Origin of the sequence: Paraburkholderia sp. XV, from assembly GCF_020177535.1 — a bacterium.
Classification (GTDB): Bacteria; Pseudomonadota; Gammaproteobacteria; order Burkholderiales; family Burkholderiaceae; genus Paraburkholderia; species Paraburkholderia caribensis.
In genome coordinates this window covers 22790-42355 of record NZ_JAGUUD010000028.1, presented here as the reverse complement: position 1 = coordinate 42355, position 19566 = coordinate 22790, and the positions used below count along the sequence as shown (strand labels likewise).

19 protein-coding genes, 1 tRNA gene and 1 pseudogene are annotated in these 19566 nt (G+C 59.7%); 6 read left to right on the top strand and 15 right to left on the bottom strand.

The genetic code is table 11. The annotated features are described in order from the left end of the window. Positions 1-88 precede the first annotated feature (88 nt). Positions 89-769 (top strand): annotated as a pseudogene (locus KFO72_RS16275) (site-specific integrase); the annotation flags it as partial. Positions 770-945: 176 nt separating this feature from the next. Here KFO72_RS16275 and KFO72_RS16270 read toward each other — a convergent pair. The 5 genes from KFO72_RS16270 to KFO72_RS16250 form a co-directional block, all read right to left on the bottom strand. Then, positions 946-2118 carry a restriction endonuclease subunit S gene (locus KFO72_RS16270; RefSeq protein ID WP_225032564.1) on the bottom strand — a complete coding sequence of 391 codons (1173 nt, stop codon included), beginning with the start codon at positions 2116-2118 and terminating at the stop codon, positions 946-948. Next, positions 2115-3944 (bottom strand): class I SAM-dependent DNA methyltransferase, encoded by a 1830-nt coding sequence (locus KFO72_RS42305; protein ID WP_225032563.1) that lies wholly within the window; start codon positions 3942-3944, stop codon positions 2115-2117. Before KFO72_RS42305 ends, KFO72_RS16270 begins: the two co-directional genes overlap by 4 nt. Continuing rightward, a complete protein-coding gene (locus KFO72_RS42550; protein WP_225032562.1) occupies positions 3928-4209 on the bottom strand; it encodes a DUF1778 domain-containing protein in 282 nt (93 codons plus the stop codon). Before KFO72_RS42550 ends, KFO72_RS42305 begins: the two co-directional genes overlap by 17 nt. A 380-nt stretch (positions 4210-4589) precedes the next feature. Continuing rightward, complete coding sequence (locus KFO72_RS16255; RefSeq protein WP_225032561.1) at positions 4590-4892, bottom strand: hypothetical protein; 303 nt, start codon at positions 4890-4892, stop codon at positions 4590-4592. After that, positions 4885-5178, bottom strand: a complete 294-nt coding sequence (locus KFO72_RS16250; protein ID WP_225032560.1) for a HigA family addiction module antitoxin — start codon at positions 5176-5178, stop codon at positions 4885-4887. The genes KFO72_RS16255 and KFO72_RS16250 overlap by 8 nt, the downstream gene beginning before the upstream one ends. A gap of 713 nt (positions 5179-5891) precedes the next feature. Here KFO72_RS16250 and KFO72_RS16245 point away from each other — a divergent pair. Then, the gene (locus tag KFO72_RS16245) at positions 5892-6641 is read left to right on the top strand and encodes a hypothetical protein (protein WP_225032559.1); all 750 of its coding nucleotides are present in this window, start codon (positions 5892-5894) and stop codon (positions 6639-6641) included. A gap of 147 nt (positions 6642-6788) precedes the next feature. Here the strand turns inward: KFO72_RS16245 and KFO72_RS16240 are convergent, their stop codons facing one another. From KFO72_RS16240 to KFO72_RS16205, 8 genes are all read right to left on the bottom strand, one after another. Then, positions 6789-7634: a hypothetical protein gene (locus KFO72_RS16240; protein ID WP_225032558.1), complete on the bottom strand. Its 846-nt coding sequence runs from the start codon at positions 7632-7634 to the stop codon at positions 6789-6791. 393 nt (positions 7635-8027) lie between these two features. Then, entirely contained in the window at positions 8028-9368 is a 1341-nt protein-coding gene (locus tag KFO72_RS16235; protein ID WP_225032557.1) for a phospholipase D family protein, read from the bottom strand. 615 nt (positions 9369-9983) lie between these two features. Next, the gene (locus KFO72_RS16230; RefSeq protein ID WP_225032556.1) at positions 9984-10919 is read right to left on the bottom strand and encodes a plasmid-related transcriptional repressor protein; all 936 of its coding nucleotides are present in this window, start codon (positions 10917-10919) and stop codon (positions 9984-9986) included. Positions 10920-11500: 581 nt separating this feature from the next. After that, positions 11501-11576 (bottom strand) — tRNA-Ala (locus KFO72_RS16225). Positions 11577-11632: 56 nt separating this feature from the next. Beyond that, entirely contained in the window at positions 11633-11995 is a 363-nt protein-coding gene (locus KFO72_RS16220) for a c-type cytochrome (protein WP_225032555.1), read from the bottom strand. Continuing rightward, on the bottom strand, positions 11992-12789 hold the full coding sequence (locus KFO72_RS16215) for a BON domain-containing protein (protein ID WP_225032554.1): 798 nt from the start codon (positions 12787-12789) through the stop codon (positions 11992-11994). The genes KFO72_RS16220 and KFO72_RS16215 overlap by 4 nt, the downstream gene beginning before the upstream one ends. A gap of 20 nt (positions 12790-12809) precedes the next feature. Continuing rightward, a complete protein-coding gene (locus tag KFO72_RS16210) occupies positions 12810-13397 on the bottom strand; it encodes a phosphoheptose isomerase (RefSeq protein WP_035987053.1) in 588 nt (195 codons plus the stop codon). Positions 13398-13642: 245 nt separating this feature from the next. Then, the gene (locus KFO72_RS16205; RefSeq protein WP_098021491.1) at positions 13643-14113 is read right to left on the bottom strand and encodes a YraN family protein; all 471 of its coding nucleotides are present in this window, start codon (positions 14111-14113) and stop codon (positions 13643-13645) included. On the opposite strand from KFO72_RS16205, the gene rsmI reads away from it, so the two are divergent. Then, positions 14112-14987, top strand: coding sequence for a 16S rRNA (cytidine(1402)-2'-O)-methyltransferase (gene rsmI / locus KFO72_RS16200; RefSeq protein WP_225032553.1), 876 nt, complete (start codon positions 14112-14114; stop codon positions 14985-14987). The genes KFO72_RS16205 and rsmI overlap by 2 nt on opposite strands. Positions 14988-15063: 76 nt before the next feature. On the opposite strand, the gene KFO72_RS16195 is transcribed toward rsmI, so the two are convergent. Continuing rightward, positions 15064-15663 carry a septal ring lytic transglycosylase RlpA family protein gene (locus KFO72_RS16195; protein ID WP_082433744.1) on the bottom strand — a complete coding sequence of 200 codons (600 nt, stop codon included), beginning with the start codon at positions 15661-15663 and terminating at the stop codon, positions 15064-15066. Positions 15664-16304: 641 nt separating this feature from the next. Between KFO72_RS16195 and KFO72_RS16190 the strand changes: the two genes are divergently transcribed. From KFO72_RS16190 to KFO72_RS16180, 3 genes are all read left to right on the top strand, one after another. Continuing rightward, the gene (locus KFO72_RS16190) at positions 16305-16949 is read left to right on the top strand and encodes an MBL fold metallo-hydrolase (protein ID WP_225032552.1); all 645 of its coding nucleotides are present in this window, start codon (positions 16305-16307) and stop codon (positions 16947-16949) included. After that, complete coding sequence (locus KFO72_RS16185) at positions 16946-17560, top strand: hypothetical protein (RefSeq protein ID WP_054929473.1); 615 nt, start codon at positions 16946-16948, stop codon at positions 17558-17560. The genes KFO72_RS16190 and KFO72_RS16185 overlap by 4 nt, the downstream gene beginning before the upstream one ends. 103 nt (positions 17561-17663) lie before the next feature. Continuing rightward, the gene (locus tag KFO72_RS16180; RefSeq protein ID WP_012399541.1) at positions 17664-18122 is read left to right on the top strand and encodes an Lrp/AsnC family transcriptional regulator; all 459 of its coding nucleotides are present in this window, start codon (positions 17664-17666) and stop codon (positions 18120-18122) included. 27 nt (positions 18123-18149) lie between these two features. Here KFO72_RS16180 and KFO72_RS16175 read toward each other — a convergent pair whose 3' ends face one another. Then, complete coding sequence (locus tag KFO72_RS16175; protein WP_225032551.1) at positions 18150-19352, bottom strand: cation diffusion facilitator family transporter; 1203 nt, start codon at positions 19350-19352, stop codon at positions 18150-18152. Positions 19353-19566 lie beyond the last annotated feature (214 nt).

Genomic DNA, 19566 nt, shown 5'->3' with positions numbered 1-19566 from the left:
CTTCGGGAATGTGTCGAGGCGATCGACACAGACTTAGTATTTTTTCAGCTACGGGGGCTGTTACTGGTTCGCTGGCGCGGAGGAGGATGTCGAGCTCGTGCGAAAACCTCAGCCCAACAATGCGCGCACGAGGCGCATCGCTGTCAACGAAGTGGCGGTTGGTACACTGGGCGGGGAGGAATCCGAGCCGGAACGCCGCGCGCAAGACGGCGAGCTTGAACGCGTGGCGAAAGCAAGCAGCTCAGCACTGCTCCCTTCCATCATCTGGTTGGCTGTCGAAACGGCAATGCGCCGTGGCGAAATCACCTCGCTGTTGTGGGCCAACGTGGACCTTAATCGTCGTGTCGCACACCTACCATCGACAAAGAACGGCGACGCCCGTGACGTACCCTTGTCTTCGCGCGCTGTATCGGTACTTCAGGCGCTGGAAAACGCGCGAAATAACGCCACGGATACATCTGATGGCGATGAAAAGAACACAGCCCGTGTATTTGCGATTCGTAGCGACGCAGTTACTAGGGCCTTCGAGCGCGCCGTGGCGAGCGCCCGCAAGGCATACGTCGAAGAGTGCAGGGTGGCCAGAGCGAAGCCCGATCATAAGTTTCTGACCGACCTTCGCTTTCACGACTTGCGACATGAGGCAACTTCCCGCCTAGCATCGATCTTCCCTATGCATGAGCTAACAAAGATAACGGGCCACAAGGACCCACGCATGTTGATGCGTTACTATCATCCACGAGCCGAGGATCTGGCAAAGAGACTGTCGTAGCAGCAGACGCATACGTTGCGCAAGCTACCGAAGTAGTGTCCTAACACAAAAGCCGAAGCTTCTTTCGTGACAGGCGTTACATACTAGGAGACTGAGCACTATCGTAACGTTGGTTGAGTCGCGGTCGAGACGTTTGGGGGCCCGCCGTCACTCGGGCGACGGTCCGTTCCCCGCCCTCACTCGTCCCCCCCGAACACTGCAAGTTGCTTCACCGGGGTCTTGAACTGATCGCGGCGCGGTGACGGCGAGATTGGCTCTGCAGCAGCGTCTACTATGACATCCATCGTACGTTCTGCCCTCACGCGTAGCGCACGCCCGTAGCGACTCATCCCTTCCCAGTCGACGACCTTCTCACCGCCCGCGTCCGTCGTCACCGGAACCATGATGCGGGTCTTCCGCAAGCGCCCAAGTGTTGCACCGTTTCCTCCCCAGCTGAACCTGCTCATCTGCTGCTTGATGAGCGCCGACAGAACGAGCGCGCTGTCAACGCTCAGGCGCTCGTGCCTGAGCACCTGGATGTTCTGGCTCGTGTAAAACGCTACCGGCTGGTACGCGACAGTTTGGGTGTCAAGGCCAATCGTGACTGCGTTTCCAGGCTCCGGGCTCTTCTCCTGACGAACACACGCCCCATCGATCCCGTTGTTCTCACGAGTTCGGGACACAAACGGATACTGACCCTCGCCTGTTAGAGCCAGCTTCGACTTGTCGTACCAAGCCGACGACGCCTTCATCGAGTCGAAAACGTCTGTGACGAGCATCGGCTCGAAGGTGAGATCCTGCGAGGTATCATCATCGTCCGTCGACGACCGTCGAGCCTCGATCACACGCTCCTTTGCAATGCGAAGCAGTTCTTCACCGAGCCGCGTCATCCCTTCCCAATCGACAACCTGCTCTCCATCGACGTTGCTTGTCACGGGAGCCATAATCTTCTGGCGTCCGAGCCGATGCAACGTCAATTTGTAGCCGAACCCGAACTTAGGGACACACTGCTGCGTGAGCATGCTCGCGATCAACAGCAATGCGGGCTCGGTAGCCAGGTCGGATAACGGTTCGAGCGCGATGACGTCGTCCGAAGCGCTGAACGGAGCTGGTTGATATTTCGCGTGACCAGTCCCGCCGTCGCCGTTGTAAATCAACGTCACCCAGCCACCCGGAAACAGTACAGGAGTATCAGCGAAATCGGTAATGCTGTTATTCACTCTCGACGCACCGACGAACGGAGTGGTTCCAGGTTTTCTATGCGCCGCGATCAGCCGCTTTCCCTTATGAGCGCGGAACAGCCCAGCCTGACGCCCCTTGACGTCAACAACGTATACTGGAGCGAAGGTAAGCTCATCGAACGTGCTCACTCATTTTCTCCTTCCTCACGCAGCTCTTCCTCCACGGGCGTAATGAGATCACCCTTGCCGTGGGCGTGCATATCCACCTGCCACACGAGGTAGTCGGCGACTGTCGCCATGAAGTCCTCGACAGTCGGTGGCTGGTCGTTGAAGTAAAAGTACGAGTGCTGCCACTCATCCTGCGCGGTGACCTCCGATCGAACGATAAACCGGGTGTCGTCGACCGCGTCACCTCGTAGCACCTCAAGCAAGTGCCTGCGTCGCGAAGCTGCCGTGCCGTCGTCCGTGAGCCCTCGGTGCATCTGCACCTTGTATCCATCATGCTGAAAGTTGACGAACTTCACCTTCGCATCTGACGGATGCGGCCTCCCTGCCGTGAACAGCACGATCACTGCATGCACCCCGACACCCGAGTCAGCAAAGGTCTCGCCGTTCATCGTGATCACTGCGTCGAGCGTGTGCTTCTTCAAGAGCGAAACCTTGCGGCCCTTATCGTCTGTCGTCTTCCCGACCATGGCCGATTGCGGAACAATCGCTGCCAGACGACCACCGGGGTTCAGAAATTCCAGCGCTCGCTCGATGAAGGCCAGCTCAGATAGGTGGCGCGTCGTCTTGTCTTTTGATTGTGAGTATGGAGGGTTCAGCAGGACCTTTGTGAAGCCGTGGCCTGGAATCCAGCTACCTCCAGCACCTCGCTTGTCACCGCGCATCTCATGCAACGGAGCCTCAAAGATTGAGTCGCGGCGGAAATTCGCCTTCCCGTCGCCGCGCAGGATCATGTTCGTAGAGCCAATGGCGAACAGTTTGTCCTGGAGCTCGATGCCGTGGAGCCGGTTCTTACGGATGTCCTCCTTCAACAATTCGTCGCCGACGGCGTCCTTGAACATTCGGTGCATCGCAGCGATGAGGAAGGACGCGGTACCCGCCGTTGGGTCCAGAACCCAGTCACCAGCACCGACGTCGATCAGTTCCGTCATGAGCGCAGTGACATGCTCGGGAGTAAGCACGATACCGAGCGTGTTGCCGTCCCCACCGCCATACGAGATAAACTCGTGGTAGAAGTTCCCGAGGACATCGAACGAACTCATCGAGGGGTCGGTAACGACCTTCTGTACGTCCGACTTGAGGATTTGCGCGAACCATTTGAGCGGGGTCATCCCCAACTCCTTGTGCACGCGGTTCAACGCCGGTGATTTCTCGATGAACGCGAACTGGTCGAGCAACGTGCCGATCTTCTGCTGCGGCCCGAAGCCCTTCGAGAGCATGTAGGCATGCGCTGCCTTGTAGATCCGCGCGCCGTCCCAGTCGTCTGGCAGATTCTGGTCGTACGATCCCTTCAGCTCGTCGATCTCAAAGCCCGGCTTCTCTAAAGCCAACAGGATTGCCGAAACGAGCGGTGCCTTGCGGTCGTTCTCGACCGAACCGTAGTTGCGCATTCCCTCGTGCAGACGCGAGGCAGCCGACTTGACTGTGTCGAGCCGGACCTCCGCCTGCGGCTTATTCCCGAGCACCGCGACCGAGTGATATTCGCCGATCGCTTCCGCTCCGAAGACATCGAGGTTGTCGAGGTCGTCGAGCAGCTTAATCTGACCGGGCCCCACGTACGCCACCGCGATCTCATGGTGATGCTCCTCACCGCCGATGCCGACCGCGAAGATCCCCTTGTATGGCACGCCATTGCGTAACATCGCGCTTGCATAGTGGACTGCGCCGTTGAGCGCGTAGTCCTGTCTGCACGGGAACTCTGTGATCACCTTGTCGTCGTCGAGGAAGCGCGTAAAGCGCGTCTCCTTCTTGTCCTCCACGATCACAACGAAGTCATCGACGATGAACACGAATTCGGGTTTGCCTTCGCCCTTTCCAATCTTCGACTTGGAGCATCGCCAAATACTGAAGTGTTTCGAGGGTGCCACGGAGCTCACGTAGTGTGCGCCACTCCCCATTGCTGAAGTCAGACCGCTGCAAGGCGCGCTGCACGATGAACTGCGAGACGCTACGACCGCGAGCGGCCGCGGCATTCTGGATCATCACTTTGTCCTCTGGCGTCACACGAGTTTCGAGTCGCTGGTCACGCGGATCATCTGCTAGGTGAAAAGCCATTTCCCTCTTTGCCGTTCGGGTCTCGGGGCGAAGCCCTGAGTTCAATGGAAAGGAAGGATGGCGCCGGGGCCGCAGGCACCAAGCCATTTTTCCGGTGTACGCACAACGGATGTTGTGTGTACATTCCCTATCCTGTCCTACACGTACCTCGCAAAGCAGTGGAACATTCAGTGGAAGATCCCGTGGAAGATTCAATGGAACCCAGAGTAATTTTCACGCCGATTTTTCTATGGACCGTCGCGTCGCCGAAACGGTTGAGGGTCGCAGGGTCTACGCCCTCGATCATTCCGTCAACATGGCCAGTTAGCCTGCAGCTAACCGGAGGATCGAGCTTCGCGCGTACATCCGGGCGAACTGGCGGGTAGCCGGGCCAGAGGACGTCACAGACGAAGTTCGACACCACGCTGCAGAAGGATTTCCGTGGGCGACATCCCCACGCGCTGCTCCTCCACCGAGTCGAGCAGCGCCTCATGCTCGAGCTGCTGCTGTTCCAGCAGCCGGATCAGCACCAGGATTTCGCCTTCGGCCTCAAGATCCCGTAAGCGCTCGGGCTGACTAAATGCCCAGCGATCGGCAATGCGCCACGCGACCAGATGATAGGGATGGCGACGAAGCACGGACAGCGTTTCCGGCGCAAGGACCCGCGACGCGATTGCCAGCGGCGGCGGATTGCCTTCAATCATGACGTTTCTCCGTGAGCGGCTTGATGTCGAGCGGGCCCAGCTTCTCGCGGGCGACCTGTAACTCCCAGCGCGTCTGCAAACCGAGCCAGAACTCCGGCGTCGTATCGGGGAATCCTGCAGCAAGCCTTAATGCCATCTCCGGACTTATGCCAAATCGGCCGTTCAGCAGCTCCGAGAGGCACTTGCGGGTCACACCAAGTGCCTGGGCGGCTGCGGTTACCGATAAGCTCGCCTTTGTGAGTCTGGGGCGTAACTGCTCGCCGGGATGACCGTAGTCCGATGTCACGTGCTGCACTCCTCTTGGTTAGCGTAACGTGACACGTTACAAACCGACCGTCAAGCGGGTATAGTGATCAGGCGTTTCCGATCAAGCTGTTTTTCCAACGTCAGAAAAGCCGGCCAGGACGAGCGCCGGCACCTCGGGACAAAACAATGACCGCAGCCGAACTGATTGCAGCTGTTGCCCTGCCTCCCGCCGATGCGCGGATGATCTCGGCAGATTATTACGCTGGCTTGAGCTACGTGGTGTTACGTACCCGAAACCGATCCAGCAGACAGGCCCAAGGTCAATGGCCGATGCGGCTTGCGAAGGCTCGGACCCACTCGATGAAAGCTCGTTCGCACGCAACGGAACGGCAATCACGAGAGGTAGCCGACCGGCACGTCCTGCGCGACTGCTCGGCACGCCGCGACCGGCTAATCTGGCCGATCACTACACATTCGCGTTGCTCGTTTGCAAGCTGACCGCGTCCGCGTTATCGCGTTGAATTAAAACATTAACAGTCGAATTTCTTATATCTTTTCCGGCCTTGTCACGCTATGGGATGTCAAACCGCCAAAGACATTGAAATTGCCAAACTTCGCACGAGGGCATTAATAAAAACCTTGATGGATGCGGCTCGGTGCGACAACCCGAACCAGTTTGGCGCCTGGATCAATAGAGAGTCTGAAAGACTGGGCTGGCCGGACACACAGTCGTCCAACAAGTGGTATCAGCTCATGGACGGGAAACTGAAAAAACCTCCTGTTGATGTGTTACGCATGCTAGGTCAGCTATTCCCTCATGCCGAAACCCTTTATCACGATGGCCCTGCAAATTTATGGCGAGCCCTTTTGGGCGACGCGCGTGACCCAAGCGTGCTCTGGCCGCTCTGCCGCACACGCTTTTCCGACAACGGCCCCTGGTACAACGAGACCACTTGGAATGAAATCGCAGCGGAATTTGTCGACGAAAGATCATTTCGCGAGACGATTCGCGAGTTCGAAGGAGAGCTACTTCTCGCGAAAGCGCATAAGCAATACTTAACCTTTAATCATCTGACAGAAGCGATTGCGCTATACCGACTACACCAAACGATCAATCGTCTAGCCGTTTCGGATGTCGACGGAGTAGGCGCATACCGGTGCGTTCGACTTTGTTTAAGCGATCGCGCAATAAAATACTTTCTGGACAGATTCGATGGATACGACTTCGTACGTGACGAGCTGGTAAATCTGGAGATTTTCCGACTAAACACGGAACAATCTTATTTTGAGTCCGTCGGGATTCAGCGACATCAGGTCCTGATGTATGCAATGAACCCATTACCGTGGATCGAGGATGAAACACGATGGTCGAGTTTGAATCTGGACTGGGGGCCGAACACAGAGCCGGAGACCGAGGACAGCGAAAGCGACGTCGACCACTGCTACTACTGCGACGGCGACTGGGACCCGGAATGGGGCTGCAACGATTGTGGGCGGAGCTAAGTGCGAAAATGCCACTTGCGCCACGGCAAGTGGCAACGCTTCTGCAGGGAGACGGAATTCGTGACCCAGAACTGCCGGTGGGCAGTTTTTCCCGAGCGTTCCGCTCCTGGAACCGGACAGCGACAGCCAATCGGCGATTGTTCGGCGTCAGACCGCGAACTGATTCGCGTTGGATACCGCGCCGTGCAGTTTGCGCCTGTACAAGGTCCGGCGCACGTCCTCAGATAGGTCCACCCAGTCGAGCAGTTCAATGCCTGCCGTGTCATAGCAGCCTTTGGCCCGATGTGCCGCATAGTTCTCCTCAAAGGTGACGATATGCACCTGCTCCATGTGCCGCACCGCTTCGATGAAGGCGGCGGCGTCCGGCCCGTTCTTCATATGATCCGCGACAAGCACGGTCAGCTTGTGCTGTAGCCGATGAAAATGCTCAAGGACCAGTCTTGCTTCAGGATCGGCAGCAGCGGCGCGGGATACCTTGCCCGTAAAGGTCCGCAAATGCATTTTGAGTTTGCTCGCCATGACGTGACTGTAAATCGCCCGCGCCTTGGTCGCGTTGAACACCCCGGTTCCCGCCGCATGCATCATCACTCCATAAACGGTCGCAAGTTGTTCATCAATCGTCTGCTCCCCCGGCCTCCCGTTCTTCGGCTCCTTCAGCTTCTTCGGTGCCTTCGATTCCTTCGGCTTCGGAATAGTGCCGAATTCTTTCGGAAACGTCTTGAACACGTAGGATTTTCCTTCGTGTTCAAAAATTGCCATCCCATCATTTTTCGCCTTGATGCGAAACGGAATGTGGCTCCCGCTTGGCAAACCGTATGCTTTGAATCCGGCGTGCACTGAATCATGTTCAGTCGTGACCCCGTCACAAGTCACAGTGCAACTATGTCGCGTTAGCCGTTTCCGGCGCACATCTTCATCGTCCCAAGTCCTGACGGTTCCTGCGGCTCTGGCGCGGCGCGTGTTCCCTTTCTTTACATCATCCTGATTCATCATTGCCTCGGTAGTGGATCACGCAGGGGGCACGTCATAGTAACGGAATGCTTTTCGGCGCTTATGCTTGTAGAACTCTGCGCATATTTCGTTCGCCATGGGTTCGACAACGGGCTGTTAGGCGAGCGCTTTTCAGTCGCCTTTTCCGTCGTCGACTTGCTTCAGGCGTCGATAGCACGTCTGTCGACTGCACCAGACCTCGTATCACCGTAGGGCGGACAAGCTCCGGCTTTCCGTACGCTCATTTAGTAATTTCACGACAGGCACAAATCGGAGTGCAGCGGGCCACATGACATTGTTTTGCTCGTCAATATTGACGACCGTCAAGATACGGGAATTGCAGGAACACCGGCGAGGGCAGGGGCCAGCTGTGGGAGCCGCCCCAGCCCGGCCGTGTTACGCCGATGGTGGCTGGTAGGACGGATCGGCCTCGAACAGGTTAAAGCGCGCGCAGTCGAGGTCGTTCTTGTTGAACAGGGGTGCGAAACACGGTTCGAGCATGATGCTTTCGAACGACAGGTGCAGCGCCCCGTGCTTCGCGAGGCTTTTCAGGCCGCTCTTGATGTCGGAGCCGGGCTTCACGAGCCGCTTGGCCAGAGTGACGGGCGGGTACATCTCTAGCAGGCCTTCAATCGATGTCGTCACGTACTTCTTCGAAAGCGAAATGCCCATCGCCTCACGGATGCGCGCGCCGAATTCACGAACCAGCGCGTCGGGCGAGACGGTGGCCGTGCCGGGCGCCTCAGCTGATTCGGGTGTGCGGGCGGTGATGGCAGCGTGCCGCGCGGCCTCGCTCAGCGCACGCAGGAACGCGGGTAGGCGCGGCAGCGTGCGATCAAGCGACCAGGTTTCATGATCGTCGAGAAATTCCGGGAATTCGCCCGAGTTCAGCACCGCATACAGCGCATGCACCGCCGCGTCGGTGATCTCGAACGGCGGTGGGAGCTCGGCCCGGCCGGTTCGCTCGACCGCGACCTTCGTATAGGGCGCTTCCTGCGCGCCCCCCTCGACCACCTCGTCGACATGCAGCCAGTAGGGGCGGTAGCGTTCGTCGGGGTGCCCATCACCGCGCGGTGTCCAGCAGAGAATCCAGCGGTCGGGCCGCACCATATCGGATTCGAGGAATGTCAGCGTGTTGTTGACCGTCGCGGGCGAGACGATCTGGTCGGTGTAAGTGATGTCGCCGAGCACCCAGCAAACATAAATTTCATCGGCGGACACCGGCCGGTAAGCACCCAGAGCCGTGGCCTGCGCATCGTTGCGAATCACACCCTGCTTGATCGCGCGATCCCAAAGCGCGCGCAGTTCAGCTAGGCGCGCGAGTTTGGCCGCAGTGGTCGGATAGGCCATAGCCGCTTGCCGCCGATAGTCATCCAGCCTCGCGCGCAGTTCGGCCAGCACCCGCGCATCATCGACGAGGAACCCCGCTTCCTGAAGCCCTTCGGCGCTCAAGCCGTTAGCCGTCAGGTTGAAGCTGCCGACCGCCGCACCGCGCTCTCCGAGGTAAATCTTGGCATGCAAATTGTCGAGGAAATGGACATGTTCCCAGCCGATCGCCTCGGCGATCTCGACGATCGCGGCGGGATTCGTGCCGACAGTCGGCGACAGTACGATGTCTCGGAGCTTCTCGGGAACAATATAGGTTTTCCAATCGATGCCGACGTAAGCGACTGCAATCTGGCTCGGTGAAATCTCGCGCAGCCCGCGCTGAATGTCGCCGCCGTGAACGAACTTCATTGTTAGGGACCCCGTATGGCTCAATATGTTGTTGTGGTGGCCTCGACGGGCCTGTCGCTGATCGTTATCAGCACTCGACACGCGTGGGGGTACCCCCGCGAGCTTGATGCCGTCAGTTACCTCGACGAAGGGCTGACGACGTGCGATGCGACTGACACGATACCTTACTACGGTGCCGTTCCCAACGGCATCGAGAGCAACTTTAGACGTCGAATGGGTGGCCGCTTGGGATTGCAGAGCGCCGCCGACATTCGAATGTCGGAGTTGGTCATACGGTGGACGACTCAAGATGGCCGGCCTCAGCCGTATCGTCGTCCGGTCAGTCTCGCGATTTCGCGATACGAATCCGTTCAGTCTCACGAATTCGCGTAATCGTCGCACGCAGCAAAGACGGAATCGGTGGGCTGAGCCCCCAGTCTCACGAATTCCGCTTGCCTGCGGCTTCTTACGGTTCGCAGTCGCGAAGTTGTCCACACATTGGCCGGTGTAAGAGAAAGGTAGAAAGAAGGTAGAGGGCAAACAGCATCCCTCAAAGCCTTTGCCAGCAAGCATCCTGGCAAGGCACCCGGAACACAACCCCGATAAAGCGGAATGTAACCCCGATAAAGCGGAACGCTACCCCGACGCAAGAGGAACGCTACCCCGATGGTTGTGTTGGCCATCAATCCGCGTCCACACGGCCTGCTCAATCCCTTTGGTGCTAAGTTCAATGCGCCCCGCTGCTATGATCTCAAGCCGCTCCAGTTCTTCCATGGCAGCAGTCAGCGAGCTTTTGAACTTTCGCATCGGACTGCGGTACTGCATCTTCTCCTTCAACCACACGAGACGAAATCGTTGAATGATGTCGTCTGAGGTTGCCACAAGGCGCTGAAGGGTTTTCGCCATATCTTGGCCCTGCCGTATTTGCAGGCGTTTCGCCCAATCAATGAAGGCGAATTCGCGATTTTCGTACAGATAGCGCCACCTTGGATCGACCCGAACTGAGTACTCCTTGCGAACGTCGTCATAGTCAAAACCATCAAGCAAGTGCAGGGCGCCGGAAGTGCCGACGTACAGCTTGGGCTTACCGTCGTTCGTCACCTCGATCACTAGCATGGCGAACGACAGCACTTTCATCGTGCGATGCAGCCACGCATACTCGTACTTCCCAGTATGCCGCCCGATGGCGCGCAGAAATTGTGCGCGGCAGATGGGGACGGGCTCGCCCAACGGACGCATCGCTGCCTCGTACATAATCTGCATCCATACATCGGCCTGCGCTTCATCGAGTTGTTCTCCCCAAAACTTGAGGACCGCGTCCTTTCGGGTGACTAGAACGCTTTCGCGATGTAGTGTCCTCGCCCCTCTCGCGACCGGAGAAAACAGGCTTGAACGGGCGATATGGTTCGGCATCGCGCGCCTGAGCTCGTCGAGACCCGGGAGAAAAAAATCCTGTGGCATCCTGGCGGCCGGAGCCGCCGTTGCAGCGGCAGCACCACGAATCTCTGCCAACCGCGCGAGCGCAGCATCTCCAGCACCGGGCTGTCTCGCCCGCACTAATGTGAGCGTCACGAATCAACGAGCCGACTGACCCGCCGGCACTCTGCCGGAATGGGTCCTCTCGTGTCGTTGCCGCGCGATCTGTTCAGCCTTCGTCGGGCGGCCGCGTCGCGGCGCAGCAGGCTTCTGATCTGGTTCGATTGCCACAATGGCCGAGCCGACATGTGCGCTGAGCCAGTTTTCAACGTCCTCTACGCGCCAGAGCAGACGCTTCGTCCCTGGGAGACGGCAGACTGGGGGCAAGGATTGTGGGTTCCGAGTCGCGTCACTCCGAATACTTGCGACCGATTTGCGAAGGCATTCCGCCAGTTGATCGACCGTGAGTAGTGCCTGCATGGACATTGGCCCCTTTTTTGCGCCATGTCACATTTGTGCACACAGCGGCGTTGGTTAGCTGATGCACGCAAGGTTGACTCTTACGATCGCCGAATTCTCGGTAGAGTTGCGCAGCGTTTTCTACCAACGCCTCGCCTAGCCGCGGGATCCTGTGTGACGCCACAAATTTGCCACAACGGGTGTGCGAAAACCTGCGGCAGAATGCAAAACAACGCACTACATCGCAAGACGTAGTGCGTTGTTTCTATTGAAATTTTTGGTGGAGCGGAGGAGGATCGAACTCCCGACCTTCGCATTGCGAACGCGACGCTCTCCCAGCTGAGCTACCGCCCCACGACCAAACGATTCTAGCACGACGAAAAATTACTGTGCCAGACCAAACACCGGGGTCACTTCGAAGCAGCAGGCGCCCCAGCCAGCACCCAATCCACGACGGCACGAATATCAGCATCATTCATCGCCGGATGCGCGGGCATGGGAATCGCGCCCCAAACGCCGGAACCACCATCCTTCACTTTCCGCGCAAGCAAAGCCTCAGCCCCTGCATTCCCCTTGTACTTCTCCGCCACCTGCTGAAACGAAGGCCCGACAAGCTTCCGATCAACCGCATGGCATCCCATACAAGCATTAGCCCGAGCGATGGCCGGCCCACGCGACGGCGCATCGGCAGCATGCGCGGCGTTTAAAAACCCAGCCACAACCAAACCACCCATCACCGTCCGAAGACCAGCACCCCAAAAACCCAACCTCATTGCCCCGCCTTCGGATTCCCCGGACGCACCTGCGTCGAGTTGCTAACCGGCGCCGGCGCCTGCTGCTCCAACGGCTTCGAAGTAACCGACGAATCCGGCACTGCCCCAGAAGTCACCTCGGCATCAGGCTGAGCCGCCGCAGCCGGCGCCCCTGAAGCCGCCGACGCAGCCGCCGACGCCGCAGCAGCCTCTTGCGGCTGAATATACTGAAACACCTTCACGACTTGCGTGACACCAGGCACCCGGCTAGCCACATCCGCCCCGCGATTCCCCTCATCAACAGTAACGAGCCCCATCAAATAGATAGAACCACGCTCACACACCACCTTATAGTTATTCGCCGAAATATCCTTTTCAGCGATCAGCGCCGTCTTCACGCGCCCTTCCAGATACGTATCGTTACTACGCGAAGAAAAGGAGCTGGCGGGCGCAATCGTCAACTCATTGATGATCGCATTCACGTTATTCAGGCTGCGCAGAACCGATTCAGCCCGAGCCTTCGAAACCTCACCCGCAACCTCACCCGTCAGCAACACCCGCCGATTAAACACGGTCACATTAACGTGCGCCGAGTCCGGCAAATTCTGGCTGATCAGCGACATCGCCTTCACCTGAATCTCGCGGTCTTCCGTCTGCGCGCCGAGCGTGCGCCGATCGGTCGCGACCAGCGCGCTGCCGCCCGCCGCCGCGCCCACGGCCAGCACGCAGCCCTGCAACGTCGCAGCCAGCCCGGCGACGAGACCAACCACCAGCGTGGTCCTCACAAACGTACTCTTCACGCGATATGCGCTCATTAACTCGCTCTCCTTCGGAATCATTCTTCGCCGAGCAACATCGCATCGATGCCGTCGCACAGACTATGGATCGTCAACAGATGCACTTCCTGCACGCGCGCCGTGCGATCGGACGGCGCGCAAATATGGATATCGGTATCGTGCAGCACTTCATTGATCTTGCCGCCGCCCTTGCCCGACAGCGCGATCACGATCATCTCCCGGTCGTGCGCGTCTTCGACGGCAGCGAGAATATTGGCCGGATTACCCGATGTCGAGATAGCGAGCAGCACGTCGCCAGGCTGGCCGAGCGCGCGAATCTGCGTCGCGAAAATCTGGTCGAGCGAGGCATCGTTGGCGATGCCCGTGATGATCGACGAATCCGTCGTCAGCGCGATGGCCGCCAACGCCGGACGCTCGCGCTCGAATCCGCCGATCAGTTCGGCAGCGAAGTATTGCGCATCGGCAGCGGACCCGCCGTTGCCGCACGCCAGAATCTTGTTACCGTTTGCAAGCGCGGCAAACATCGTATCGACGGCCGCCGCAATCGGCATCGACAAAGCTTCTAGTGCTGCGAGTGTGACTGCCGCGCTATCGCGGAAGTGCTGTTGAATGCGTTCGACTGACATCGACTCTCTATCGTGTACTGCTTGCGCTGCCCGCCTGGCAGCACAGGTTCAAATGGACGTGTTGCCCTTCCCCGTGCGAAGTCCGCAGCCGCTCCGATCGGCGCGTCATGCTCATGCGAGGCCGCTTCGCGGTTCCGCTTCGCAGCGCCTGCGTGCAAAGCGTTCGGCACGTATTCACACACCACGCGCTCGCCGCACTTTTCGCGTCCGCAAGTTTAGCGTACTCACGCGGCGAAACCGCCTGCTCAACAGCCGTCCGCACGAAAAGCGTCGCGCAGCCACACCAGACGTCCGCGCTCGAACGCGATCACGTCGAAGCGGCACGCGGGCATCGCGCCGTCATGCGCCGACAAAAACTGCTGCGCGGCGCGCACGATGCGCTGCTGCTTCTGCCACACGACACTCGCCGCCGCGCCGCCGTATCCGCCCCGCGTTCGCGCGCGCACCTCGACGAACACCAGCGCGCCGTCCGGCTCGCGCATCACGAGATCGATCTCGCCGCCGCGACACACGACGTTACGTGCGACGAGCCGCAGACGCCGCCGCTGGAGAAACGTCAACGCATGCGCTTCGAACGCTGCCCCGACGTTTTTGGACCGTGCGCCATCGGAAAAGTTGTGCGGGCGCCGCGCAGCATCGCATGCGTGGTCTGGTGCGCGCGCGGCTGCGTGGCACAATGTCGGCCTTGTTTCGTCTGTCTGTGTCTTCCGTGTCATGACTCCTCTTTCCGAACTCGCGCAGGGACAGCAGTACCCCGCTTCCGCGCTCTATGTCGTGGCCACGCCGATCGGCAACATCGCCGACATCACAGTGCGCGCGCTGCATGTGCTCGGCCTCGTCGATCGCATCGCCGCCGAGGACACGCGCAACACGGGACAACTGCTGTCGCGCTACGGCATCTCGAAGCCGCTCGTCGCCGTGCATCAACACAACGAACGCGAATCCGCGCAGCGGATCGTCGAGTATCTGCAGGCGGGCGAGCGTATCGCGTACGTTTCCGACGCGGGCACCCCGGGCATCTCGGACCCAGGCGCAAAACTCGTCGATGCCGTGCGCGAAGCCGGTTTCCCCGTCGTACCGCTGCCGGGCGCAAGCGCGCTCGCCACGGCGCTGAGCGTCGCGGGCGACTGGGTATCGACGTTCTCTTTCATCGGTTTCCTGCCGCCCAAAGCGAAGCAGCGCGCCGCCGCACTCGCGCCGCTGACAAAGCATCCGTACGCGATGGTGTTGTACGAAGCGCCGCATCGAATCATCGAAACCGTGCAGGCGCTCGCGGACGCATTCGGCGGCGAGCGGCGTCTGTTGATTGCCCGTGAGTTGACGAAATTACATGAGGCGTTGCATCGTTGCACCCTGGCCGAAGGGCCTAAGTGGCTCGCACAGGATGCCAACCGGCAACGCGGCGAATTCGTGCTGGTCGTCGAAGGCGCGCCCGTCGATGCCGGCGGCGAGCACGATCACGATGCGCTGCTCGGCATGCTGCTGGAGGAGTTGTCGGTGAGCAGCGCGACGAAGATCGCGGCAGCGCTCACAGGCGCTTCGCGCAACGCGCTGTACACGCGCGCGCTGGCGCTGAAAAAGGACGAGTGAAAACAAAAAAGGCTGCATAAAGCAGCCTTTTCTACCGAGGGCATCGCATGCCCACGGCCATCGTTTAAAGACGATCTTACTTTTCGTTCGAATCGCTCTGATTCGACGCCAGGATTTCCTTCATCTCGGCCTTCGCCTCGCGCTGCGTCAGACCTTCGATCTTCACGCGCGCCGTACCGATATGCGCCAGATGCAAAATTTTCGCAGCCGCGTAAGAAAGATCGATCACGCGGCCGCGCGCGTACGGACCACGATCGTTGATCTTCACGACCACGGTATCGTTCGTCGCCGGATTGGTCACGCGCACATACGAACCGAGCGGCAACGTGCGGTGCGCAGCCGTCAGCGCGTGCATGTCGAAGCGCTCGCCGTTGGCCGTCTTGCGGCCGTGGAAGCCGCGTCCATACCACGACGCGCGGCCCATCTGATGGAAATCGCCGATATTCGGGCCGTCGGTCAACGGCTCTGCGTCAGCGAGCTTGCCCTTCTGATCCGCCGCGTCGGGCAGATTGTTCATACCGGAGCCGTACGACTGCGGAGCAACCGCAGTATGCGCATCCTTGGTCGTCGCGGACACGCCGCTGACCTGCGTGGTAGCGCCTGGAGGCACCGCGCAACCGGCGAGGGCCAAAAAGGCAAAAACGCTCCCAACACGTCGGGGTAGCCGAGTTTTCATAAGACAATTTGATACCAATGCGAGCCGCACCACGCGAAAAACAGCGCTTATGCATGCGACTCCGGCGGCAATGAACGAGCGCGCACCGCGCAACGCTGGCGCAGGACGACGAAAGCCCGGACGCGGCACACTCAGCCGCAACCGCACGGTTAGTTTTCACGTCTGACGGAACTGTCCCCGCAGTTTTGGCCAGACCCCACAAGCCGCCATCGAACGTGAAACACGCTCAGCGCCGGAAACTCACAGCGCTCAGGAAGGCGGCGTAGGCCCCATCCAGCGTTACGGCAGCGAGGCCGTGGCAGGCGCGTGGCACCTGGCTAGACAGGACGTGCGCATCGATAAAAGCGATCGATGCTGGATTTGTCACCGGATTACCCGACGACACTTGCTTGATGGTGAAGCAGCAGCGTCCATTCCCGTTTCATAGGACGAAATGCTTTTTCACCCAAAGACAGTGCGGTTTCCCACACCCATTACGTGCATTATAGCAAAAACACAATTCTGTGTTGCCAACTGCTCCATCCCGCCGATGAATTCTCACTATTACTGCAAAAATGCGCATGCACCACTCGGCTTTCTGGCCAATGGCACGCGACCCGGCGGTCGGTACAATCGAGTTTTTCACGCTTCGCGCGCCCGCCATGAAAGTCACACTAATGCCCGTTACGCCGTTCCAGCAGAACAGTTCCCTGCTCGTTTGCGAGAGCACCGGGCGCGCGGCCATCCTCGATCCGGGCGGTGATCTCGACATCATCAAGGGCGAGGTGGAGCGCCAGAATGTGTCGGTCGAAAAGGTCCTGCTGACACACGGCCACATCGATCACTGCGCGGGCGCGAAGACGCTTGCGGAACACTACGGCGTACCGATCGAAGGGCCGCATGTCGATGAGCGCTTCTGGCTCGACAAGCTACCCGAACAGAGCGTGCGCTTCGGCTTTCCCGCAGCCGAGGCTTTCGAGCCGACCCGCTGGCTCGACGACAACGACACTGTGAGCTTCGGCGACGAAACGCTCGAGGTCTATCACTGCCCCGGTCACACGCCCGGTCACGTGATCTTCTTCAGCCGTGCGCATCGCCTCGCGCTGGTCGGCGACGTGCTGTTCGCCGGCTCGATCGGCCGTACGGACTTTCCGCGCGGCAATCACGGCGACCTGATCCGCTCGATCCGCGCCAAGCTCTGGCCGCTCGGCGACGACGTCACGTTCGTTCCCGGCCACGGCCCCACCTCGACGTTCGGCGACGAACGCCGCACGAATCCGTATGTCGCGGACGGAGTCGGCGCATGAGCGCAGAAATCTATGTGAGCACCGACGTCGAAGCGGACGGCCCGATTCCCGGCCCGCATTCGATGCTGAGTTTCGCATCGGCCGCTTATACGGCCGACAAGCAGCTGATCGGCACGTTCTCGGCGAACCTGGAGCTGCTCGAAGGCGCGGCGCCGCATCCCGTGCAGGAGGCGTGGTGGAAGACACAGCCCGAAGCGTGGGCGGCGTGCCGCAAGGACTTGCAGCAGCCGGCGGCGGCGCTCGTCGCGTATGTCGAATGGGTCGAGGCATTGCCGGGCAAGCCCGTGTTCGTCGCGATGCCGGCGGGCTTCGATTTCACGTACATGTTCTGGTACATGATGCGCTTCGCCGGACGCTGTCCGTTTTCGTGGTCGGCGCTCGACATCAAGACGCTCGCGTTCGCGATGACGGGACTGCCGTATCGCAAGTGCATCAAGCCGCGCTTCCCCAAGCACTGGTTCGACGATCATCCGCACACGCACGTCGCACTCGACGACGCCATCGAGCAAGGCGCCCTGTTCTGCAACATGCTGGCGGAGCTGCGGGCCAGCCAGAGCGCCGTGGCAGCGGGCGCTGACGGGGACGACTCAGAACAAAAACCCGCCGAGTAGGCGCCAAATTAGGGAATCTCCCTCAGCACGGGCAGTTTGCATTGCGTTTCGTTTCCGCGACCTCTACCATTGACGAAAAGGCGACGCGACAACGGAGGCGCAGTTGACACTCGATACGTTCTCTCAAAAAATCCTGCGTCTTTTGCAGCTGGACGCGCGCCGTTCGGTGCAGGAAATCTCCGATCAGGTCGGGCTCTCGAGCACGCCGTGCTGGCGGCGCATCAAGGACATGGAGCAATCGGGCATCATCCAGCGCTACACGGCGTTGCTCGATCGGGAAAAGCTCGGCCTGCATGTGTGCGCACTCGCCCATATTCACCTGACGCGGCATACAGAAGGCGGCGTCGAGCAGTTCGAGCGGGAAATCGCCACCTGCCCGGAAGTGACCGAGTGCTACAGCACGACGGGCGAATCGGACTACATCCTCAAGATCGTTGCGCCCGATATCAAGGCGTACGACACCTTCCTTCACGACCGCATTTTCAAGATTCCCGCGGTCGCGCAGGTGCGCACGAGCGTAGTGCTGCGTGAGATCAAATTCGATACGCAGTTGCCGCTTTAACCAGCTCGCTAAGGCGTCGGGAATCGCTCAGCCGTCGCCGCGCGGCTCGCGCATCAGCTCCGCGCCAGCCGTCGACACATCCACTGCGTGTGTCACGTTCAGGCGGCGCGCGCCCAGTTTGCACTTGAGCGCTTCAACATCGATCCGCGCGAGTTGAAGCACTTCGCTTTCCAGCGCGTCGAGCCTGGACGGTCGCAAGGTCACTTCGATGTCGAGCCCCGTGCTCAGATAATGCAGATTCACGCTGGCGGCCTTGAGTCCTTGCGCGGCAAGCGCCGCTTCCACTTCGGCGGCAATCTTTGCGCGCGGCGGCAGGTTGACGGGCGGCCGCGCAATCGCATCGTTTTCCGGATCGACGTGAATCAGCGCATCGAGCACGCGGTTGTCCGACAGCACGCGCGAACGCGCAGTCTCGGCGATGTAGTGGCCTTCGGAAACGGAGATCATCGGGTCGACGAGAATGTGCGCGTCGACGAGCGCGAAGTCGCCCATCTTCCTCGTGCGCAGTTCGTGGACATCGCGCACGCCCGGCGTCGATAAAATCCGAGCGCGCAGATCGGCGGAATCGGATTCGTCGAGCGCGCGATCGGACAAGTCCTGAAGCGCGTCCCAACCGAACGTCCAGCCCATGCGCGCCACCATGAAGCCGACAATAGCTGCGGCAATGGGATCGAGCAGCCGCACGCCCGCAATGCTCCCGAGAATGCCCAACGCAACCACCAGCGACGACGCCGCATCCGAGCGCGCATGCCATGCGTTCGCGATCAGCATTGCCGAACGCACGCGCTGTGCTTCGCGCAGCATGTAGCGAAACAGTGCTTCCTTCGACAGCAGCACGACGAGCGCCACCACGAGCGCGCTCACATGAACGGCGGGAATGTTGTCGAGATCCGTGAGCCGCTCGCCGGCGCGCCACAGCATGCCACCGCCGACTGCGATCAGCAGGCCGCCCAGAAATAGCGACGCGACCGTTTCATAACGGCTATGACCGTAGTTATGATCGGCGTCCGGTTCGGCTCCGCTATGGCGATTGGCGACCAGCACGACAAAATCGGAAATGAGATCGGCAAGCGAATGCACGCCGTCCGCGACCAGCGCCTGGGAATGCGCAATCACGCCCACGACGATCTGCACCGACATCAGCACCGTATTGAGTCCGATGCTGACGTAGGTGGTTTTGCGGGCTACGCGCCGTTTCTCCGCGGATTGGGCGGTCGAGTTGGAAGGCATTTGAAGGCAAACGGTTTGGTTACTATTTATTCTACCTGCCGCCTTGTGAATCGGCTGTTAAGCCCACAAAAAAAATACCTTTTAAATCATGTGCTTATCATAACGCGACTCATTCGCATCGAAGCACACGCCGCATCGGCCACTGTTCTTCCTAAGAATTGCAAAGACTTGCGCAATAAAAAACCGCACTTCCAAATGGAGCGCGGTTTCTGTT